The organism is Flavobacterium sp. (genome assembly GCF_044368995.1).
Classification (GTDB): Bacteria; Bacteroidota; Bacteroidia; order Flavobacteriales; family Flavobacteriaceae; genus Flavobacterium.
Genome location: NZ_JBIPMS010000079.1, coordinates 1 through 7,679 on the forward strand (window position 1 = coordinate 1; position 7,679 = coordinate 7,679).

At 35.9% G+C, this 7,679-nt stretch carries 9 protein-coding genes and 1 tRNA gene; 8 read left to right on the forward strand and 2 right to left on the reverse strand.

Annotation, left to right across the window (positions count from 1 at the left end; all coding sequences use genetic code 11):
* The 7 genes from hemC to ACIQ2I_RS06525 all read left to right on the forward strand — a co-directional run.
* Window positions 1-778: hydroxymethylbilane synthase (gene hemC, locus ACIQ2I_RS06495; protein WP_396181621.1), on the forward strand; the 778-nt coding region annotated here is incomplete at its 5' end.
* On the forward strand, window positions 775-1,455 hold the full coding sequence (locus tag ACIQ2I_RS06500) for a uroporphyrinogen-III synthase (protein ID WP_396181622.1): 681 nt from the start codon (window positions 775-777) through the stop codon (window positions 1,453-1,455). The genes hemC and ACIQ2I_RS06500, both read left to right, overlap by 4 nt.
* A gap of 48 nt (window positions 1,456-1,503) precedes the next feature.
* Window positions 1,504-2,529, forward strand: a complete 1,026-nt coding sequence (gene hemE / locus ACIQ2I_RS06505; RefSeq protein ID WP_396181623.1) for a uroporphyrinogen decarboxylase — start codon at window positions 1,504-1,506, stop codon at window positions 2,527-2,529.
* A gap of 77 nt (window positions 2,530-2,606) precedes the next feature.
* The gene (locus ACIQ2I_RS06510) at window positions 2,607-3,032 is read left to right on the forward strand and encodes a GNAT family N-acetyltransferase (RefSeq protein ID WP_396181624.1); all 426 of its coding nucleotides are present in this window, start codon (window positions 2,607-2,609) and stop codon (window positions 3,030-3,032) included.
* Window positions 3,033-3,089: 57 nt separating this feature from the next.
* Window positions 3,090-3,992: an oxygen-dependent coproporphyrinogen oxidase gene (hemF, locus tag ACIQ2I_RS06515; protein WP_396181625.1), complete on the forward strand. Its 903-nt coding sequence runs from the start codon at window positions 3,090-3,092 to the stop codon at window positions 3,990-3,992.
* Window positions 3,993-4,025: 33 nt separating this feature from the next.
* Window positions 4,026-5,024: a porphobilinogen synthase gene (gene hemB / locus ACIQ2I_RS06520; protein WP_396181626.1), complete on the forward strand. Its 999-nt coding sequence runs from the start codon at window positions 4,026-4,028 to the stop codon at window positions 5,022-5,024.
* 7 nt (window positions 5,025-5,031) lie between these two features.
* Entirely contained in the window at window positions 5,032-5,436 is a 405-nt protein-coding gene (locus ACIQ2I_RS06525) for a c-type cytochrome (protein ID WP_396181627.1), read from the forward strand.
* A 34-nt stretch (window positions 5,437-5,470) separates the two neighbouring features.
* Here the strand turns inward: ACIQ2I_RS06525 and ACIQ2I_RS06530 are convergent.
* Both ACIQ2I_RS06530 and ACIQ2I_RS06535 read right to left on the reverse strand, forming a co-directional pair.
* Window positions 5,471-5,552 (reverse strand) — tRNA-Leu (locus ACIQ2I_RS06530).
* 58 nt (window positions 5,553-5,610) lie between these two features.
* Window positions 5,611-7,002 (reverse strand): dipeptidase, encoded by a 1,392-nt coding sequence (locus tag ACIQ2I_RS06535; RefSeq protein WP_396181628.1) that lies wholly within the window; start codon window positions 7,000-7,002, stop codon window positions 5,611-5,613.
* 184 nt (window positions 7,003-7,186) lie between these two features.
* Here ACIQ2I_RS06535 and ACIQ2I_RS06540 point away from each other — a divergent pair.
* Window positions 7,187-7,679, forward strand: a 493-nt coding sequence (locus tag ACIQ2I_RS06540; protein ID WP_396181629.1) for a 30S ribosomal protein S16, incomplete at its 3' end; no start/stop codon positions are given.

Sequence of the window (7,679 nt, forward strand, 5' to 3'; positions counted from 1 at the left end):
CGAATTAGGAATTACCGGAATTTTTACAAAAACGATAGATGTTGCCATGATTCAAGGCAAAATTGACATTGCAGTGCATTCAATGAAAGATGTGCCAACATTATTGCCTAACGGAATTGTTCAAGGCGCGGTTCTAGAAAGAGCTTCAGCATTTGATATTTTGGTTTATAAAGAAAATTTAGATTTTTTATTCCAAGAAAATGCTACCATCGCGAGCAGTAGCTTGCGAAGAAAAGCAAGTTGGTTACACAAATACCCAACGCATAATGTAGCAGATATTCGTGGTAATGTTAATACACGCTTGCAAAAAGTAGCTGATTCAAATTGGGGCGGCGCTATTTTTGCGGAAGCCGGTTTGGAACGTATCAACTTAAAACCTGAAAATGCAATTGCTTTAGATTGGATGATTCCAGCACCCGCTCAAGGTGCTATGGTAGTGGTGTGTAATGCAGATGATTTCTTTTCATTAGATGCGGTTTCGCAATTAAATCATATTGAAACCGAAATTTGTACCTATATAGAACGTCAATTTTTGAGAACGTTAGAAGGAGGTTGCACGGCTCCAATTGGAGCAATCGCAACGTATAATGAAAAAGAAGATGTGATTGATTTTACAGGTGTTTTATTATCAATAGACGGGAAACAAAAATTAGAAGTTACTAAATCTGTAGCAGTTTCGGAATGGAAAAAATTAGGATTTCATACCGCTCAAGAGATTTTGAATGATGGTGGTGCTCAATTGATGTCTGAAATTAAAGAAAATTTAAAAAAATCATGACAAATCAAACCAAAATACTTTCTACCAAAATACTTTCACTAATTCAAAAACAAGAATTAGTTAAGGCAACTATTCAAGTTATTGAAGCGGATTTTATTAAAACAGAAAACGCTTCTTTCGCAATAAAAAATTTGAACAATAATTTGATTTTTACTAGTCAAAATGCCGTTTTAAGCATTTTGCAACATCCAACAATTGAGCAATTAAAGCAAAAAACCGTTTTTTGTGTGGGTTTAAAAACCAAAGAGTTATTGAACGAAAATGGTTTTACAGTAGAAGCGTACACAGGTTTTGCAGAAGATTTAGCTGAAATCATTACTTTAGTCTACGCTGATGAAAGCTTTACGTTTTTTAGTGGCAATCTTCGAAAAGATACGTTACCAGAAATGTTAACTGAAAACCAAATCACGTTCAATGAAATTAAAGTCTACGATACAACGTTAACACCTCATAAAATTTCAGATAAAGTAGACGGAATTCTATTTTTCAGCCCATCAGCAGTAACTAGTTATTTGAAAAAAAACATACTTGGCACCGAGAAATTGTTTTGTATTGGCAACACAACCGCCGATGCTTTAAGAAATGTATTATCTGAAAATAAAATTAAAAATATTAAAACAGCGTATCAACCAAGTATCGAAAACGTAATTGAACAAGTTATAGAATATTATACATAATATAACCCGACAGGTTTTTGAAACCTGTCAGGTTTTACACAAAAAAAAATGATAAAAAACGATTTATTCCTACGAGCTTTAAATAACGAAAAAGTAGAACGCCCACCTGTTTGGATGATGCGTCAAGCCGGAAGATATTTACCAGAATTTAGAGCTTTGCGCGACAAATATGATTTTTTCACCCGTTGTGAAACTCCAGAATTAGCTGCTGAAATCACAGTTCAGCCGATTCGAATTGTAAAACCAGATGCAGCGATTTTGTTTTCAGACATTTTGGTCGTGCCAAGAGCGATGGGTATTCACGTGGAATTGAAAGACAATTTAGGACCGATAATTCCAAATCCAATTCGGACTTCGCAAGATGTAGAAAAAGTCTTTGTTCCAGATGTAAACGAAACCTTGGGTTATGTTTTTGACGCGATTAAATTGACCAAACAAATGTTGAACGATGAGGTGCCATTAATTGGTTTTGCAGGTTCGCCATGGACGATTTTCTGTTATGCAGTAGAAGGAAAAGGATCTAAAAGTTTTGATACCGCCAAAGGATTTTGTTTTTCAAATCCAGTTGCAGCGCACGTTTTATTACAAAAGATTACCGATACGACGATTTTATATTTGAAAGAAAAAGTAAAAGCAGGTTGCAATGCCATTCAGATTTTTGATTCTTGGGGCGGCATGTTGTCTCCGGTTGATTATCAAGAATTTTCTTGGCAGTACATTAATCAAATTGTAGAAGCTTTGGCTGATCATACAAAAGTAATTGTTTTCGGAAAAGGATGTTGGTTTGCTTTAAACGATATGGCCAAATCAAAAGCATCGGCTTTGGGAGTAGATTGGACGTGTTCACCAAGAAATGCGCGCTATTTATCTGGTGGAAAAATCACTTTGCAAGGGAATTTCGATCCATCAAGATTGTTATCTCCAATTCCAACCATCAAAAAAATGGTGCACGAAATGATTGATGAATTCGGAAAAGACAATTATATTGTAAATCTTGGTCACGGTATTTTACCCAATATTCCTGTAGACCATGCAAAAGCTTTTGTGGAAGCGGTGAAAGAATACAATAGATAAGCTGACAGCAGATAGTTGTAAGTAATTCTAAAAATTATAATTCAATAAACGGTATTGTTTAAAACAATTTAAAAGAAATGAAAGCAGCTATTTTAGACAAAAATGATATAAATATAGACATTAAAGAGCAAGTTTCTGAATTATTCCGTCAATTAAGTCCAAATAAAATTCAGTTAGATCTTGAAGAAATATTGAATGAGAAAAACCAAATTACAGTTGCATATTGTGAGGATAATAATAAAATAATTGGAATTGCATTAATGTGTACTTACAAAGTTATATCTGGGAAAAAGGGTTGGATTGAAGATGTAGTTGTAGACTCCGCTTCTCGCGGAAAAGGAGTAGGAAGAAAACTAATTAATTTATTAGTTCAAGTAGGTGAAGAAAAAGAACTTTCTGAAATACTGCTTTTTACTGAAGATCATAGATTGGCTGCAATAAATTTATATTCAAGTGTTGGATTTAAACATAAAGACAGTAAGATATATTCTAAGAAAAAATAACAAGAACTACGCACAACTGTCGTGAAGCGGCTGAACGCATAGCTAAAAGCTATTTAAATGAAAGACAAATTCTACCAATACATACAAAACTTACAAGATCAAATCTGTAAAGGATTAGAGGACATTGATGGTGTTGCCAAATTCCGAGAAGACATTTGGGAACGACCAGAAGGCGGTGGTGGAAGAACACGCGTAATTGAAAACGGCCAAGTTTTTGAAAAAGGCGGTGTAAATATTTCGGCGGTTCATGGAAAATTACCTGAAGCCATGCAAAAAATGTTCAACGTAGGTGAAGCTGATTTTTTTGCTTGCGGATTGAGTTTGGTCATTCACCCAAAAAATCCAATGGTGCCAACGGTACATGCTAATTGGCGTTATTTTGAAATGTATGACGACAAAGGAAAAGTAATTAATAGTTGGTTTGGCGGAGGCCAAGATTTAACGCCCTATTATTTATTTGAAGAAGATGCGATTCATTTTCACCAAACCTGTAAAACCGCTTGCGACAAACATAATCCTGATTTTTATCCGAAATACAAAAAACAATGTGACGATTATTTTTGGAACGCTCACAGAAATGAAGCGCGAGGAGTTGGAGGTTTATTTTTCGATTATTGTAAGGAATCTGATGAAATGAAAATGGAAGATTGGTTCAATTTCGTAACCGAAGTTGGGAATTCATTCCTTGAAGCCTATTTACCCATCGTAACCAAAAGAAAAGACTTGCCTTTTACACCAGAACAAAGAACTTGGCAAGAAATACGCCGTGGTCGATATGTCGAATTTAATTTGGTGCACGACAAAGGCACTTTATTTGGCTTAAAAACCAATGGAAGAATCGAATCGATTTTGATGAGTTTGCCGCCACATGTGCAATGGCATTACGACCATCATCCAGAAATTGGAAGCGAAGAAGAAAAAGTGTTAAAAGTATTAGAAAAACCAATTGACTGGATATAATTATCCATTATCAATTATTAATTATAAAATAGTATGTTTCCATTACAAAGAGGTAGAAGATTACGAGTTAACGAAAGCATTCGTTCATTAGTTAGAGAAACCACATTAAGTTCGAGCGATTTTATGTTTCCGATGTTTATTGCAGAAGGAGAAAATGTGCAAGTCGAAATTCCATCCATGCCAGGAATTTTTCGTCGTTCGATTGATTTAACGGTGAAAGAAATTCAAGAAGTATTCGATTTAGGAATTCGTGCCGTGAATATTTATGTAAAAGTAGATGAATCTTTAAAAGACAATACCGGAAAAGAAGCGTGGAATCCAAACGGATTGATGCAACAAGCAATCCGAGCCATTAAAGCCGCTTGTCCTGAAATGATTGTGATGCCCGATGTGGCGTTGGATCCGTATTCTATTTATGGTCACGACGGAATCATTGAAAACGGCGATGTGGCAAATGATGCAACCAACGATGCGTTGGTAAAAATGGCTGTTTCGCATGCGCAAGCGGGTGCCGATTTTGTAGCACCAAGCGATATGATGGACGGACGCGTTTTGCGTTTGCGTCAAGGTTTAGATGCAGCAGGTTTTCATAATGTGGGGATTATGAGTTATTCGGCAAAGTATGCTTCGGCATTTTATGGTCCGTTTCGTGATGCATTAGATAGCGCGCCAAGAGAAGCCGATGTTGCTGTTCCGAAGGATAAAAAAACCTACCAAATGGATTATGCCAACCGTATTGAAGCCATTAAAGAAGCCCTTTGGGATGTAGAAGAAGGCGCCGATATGGTCATGGTAAAACCTGGTATTGCTTATTTAGACATCGTTCGCGAAGTAAAAAACGCAGTAAATGTTCCTGTAACGGTTTTTCATGTATCAGGTGAATATGCTATGATTAAAGCAGCTTCAGAAAGAGGTTGGCTCGACCACGACAAAATTATGATGGAACAATTAATGTGCATCAAACGCGCTGGCGCCAGTTTAATTTCCACTTATTTTGCGAAAGAAGCCGCCATTTTATTAAATAAACAATAGTTTAATTATGAAAGTGTATTTGCAATTCCTTCTGATAGTATCAATAGTTTTCAGTTTGATTAGTTGTGGTAAAAAAACAGAAACCGAGTTAAGTGTAAATCCTATTGAAGAAAATAAAGTCGTAACTTCTGTTCTTACACTCGAAGCATTAGGGAAAGAACTTTTTGAAGGGAAAGGCATGTGCGCCACTTGTCATAAAGCAGATGTTGCCACTTCAGGACCAAGTATAAAAGACATTTCTAAAATGTATACAGATAAAAAAGCAAGTATTTCTTTGTTCTTACAAGGGGAAACGGATCCTATTGTAGACCCATCGCAATATGAAATTATGAAGGCCAATCTCGAAATTACAAAAGCCATGACGGACGAAGAATTACAAGCTATAGAAATGTACATGTTGAGTATAAAATAAAAAAAGCTCAAAACCATGTTTTGAGCTTTTTTTGTACGGGTAAAAGGACTCGAACCTTCACACCTTGCGGCACCAGATCCTAAGTCTGGCGTGTCTACCAATTTCACCATACCCGCGATAATTGGAGTGCAAATATATAATTAAGTTTTCTTTTCGCAAATTAATTGCTTCTTTTTATTTAGTGTGCAGCTCTGTAAAGTATTTGTAAAACAACGGAATGGTTTCAATACCTTTCATATAATTAAAAATTCCGTAATGTTCATTTGGCGAATGAATGGCGTCACTGTCTAAACCAAATCCCATTAAAATTGTTTTGCTTTTCAATTCTTTTTCAAACAAAGCAACAATTGGAATACTGCCACCCGATCGAACCGGAATAGCAGCAACACCAAACGATTCTGTATAGGCTTTATTCGCAGCTCGGTAGCCAATACTGTCAATTGGTGTTACATAGCCTTGTCCGCCATGATGAGGCGTTACCTTCACAGTTACGGCACTTGGCGCAATACTTTCAAAGTGTTTTTTAAATAATTCTGATATGTTTTCCCAATCTTGATTTGGAACCAATCGCATCGAAATTTTCGCAAATGCTTTACTTGCAATTACAGTTTTTGCCCCTTCACCTGTATAGCCCCCCCAAATTCCATTTACATCTAAAGTAGGGCGAATAGAATTTCTCTCATTAGTCGTGTAGCCTGCTTCGCCGAAGGTATCTACGATATTAAGCGCTTTTTTATAATCATCTTCAGAATACGGTCTTTTTGCCATTTCGGCTCTTTCTTCTGACGATAATTCTTCCACGCCATCATAAAAACCCGGAATTGTAATATGATTATTTTCATCGTGTAACGAAGCAATCATTTTGGTTAATATATTAATTGGATTCGCTACTGCACCTCCATATAAACCAGAATGTAAATCTCTATTAGGACCGGTTACTTCCACTTCTACATAACTTAAACCACGTAAACCGGTTGTAATGGAAGGTTGTGTGTTTGAAATCATTCCCGTATCTGAAATTAAAATTACATCACAAGATAATTTTTCCTGATGACGTTCCACGAACCAACTTAAGCTTTTAGAACCAACTTCCTCTTCCCCTTCTATCATAAATTTTACGTTACAAGGCAAATTATTATTGGTAATCATATATTCAAAAGCTTTTACATGCATGTACATTTGACCTTTGTCATCACAAGCGCCACGAGCAAAAATCGCCCCTTCTGGATGAATTTCAGTAACTTTAATTACAGGTTCAAACGGGGGAGACGTCCATAATTCTATTGGATCTGCGGGTTGTACATCATAATGGCCGTATACCAAAATAGTTGGTAAATTTGGATCAATTATTTTATGTCCGTAAACGATTGGATAGCCCGGTGTTTCGCACATTTCTACTACATCACAACCTGCTTTTTCTAAGCTAGACTTTACAGCTTCTGCGGTATTAATAACATCTTGAGCATATGCGCTGTCTGCACTAACAGAAGGCATCTTAAGTAATTCAATTAATTCTTTAATAAAACGTTCTTTGTTTTCCTGAACGTATTGTTTTATGTTTTCCATGATTATTTTTTATAAAGTCCAAATATACGAATTCAATACCAATGTCAAAAATCAATGTAAAAAAACATACTAAAACGCTGATTTAAAAATAATTGAACATTGAACATTGAAAATTGATAATTATTATTATCTTTGCACCCTTAATTAACCGAGGTCGAGTACCTCAAATTTAATCCACAAGATTATGCCAGTAAAAATTAGATTACAAAGACATGGTAAAAAAGGGAAACCTTTTTTCTGGATCGTAGCGGCAGATGCCCGCGCAAAAAGAGATGGTAAATACCTAGAAAAAATAGGGACGTACAATCCAAACACTAACCCTGCAACTATTGATTTAAATATTGATAGTGCTGTTCAATGGTTACACAATGGTGCACAACCTACTGACACGGCTAAAGCAATTTTATCTTATAAAGGCGCTTTATTGAAACATCATCTAGATGGAGGTGTTAGAAAAGGTGCTTTAACACAAGAACAAGCAGATGCTAAATTAGCAACATGGTTAGATGCTAAATCTGGAAAAGTTGATGCTAAAAAAGATGGTTTAAGCAAAGCGCAAGCGGATGCTAAAACTAAAGCCTTTAAAGCAGAACAAGTAGCAAACGAAAAACGTATAGCCGCTATTGCTGATGCTTTAAAAGCAGAAGAAGTAACTGAAGAAGTTGCTACAGAAGAAG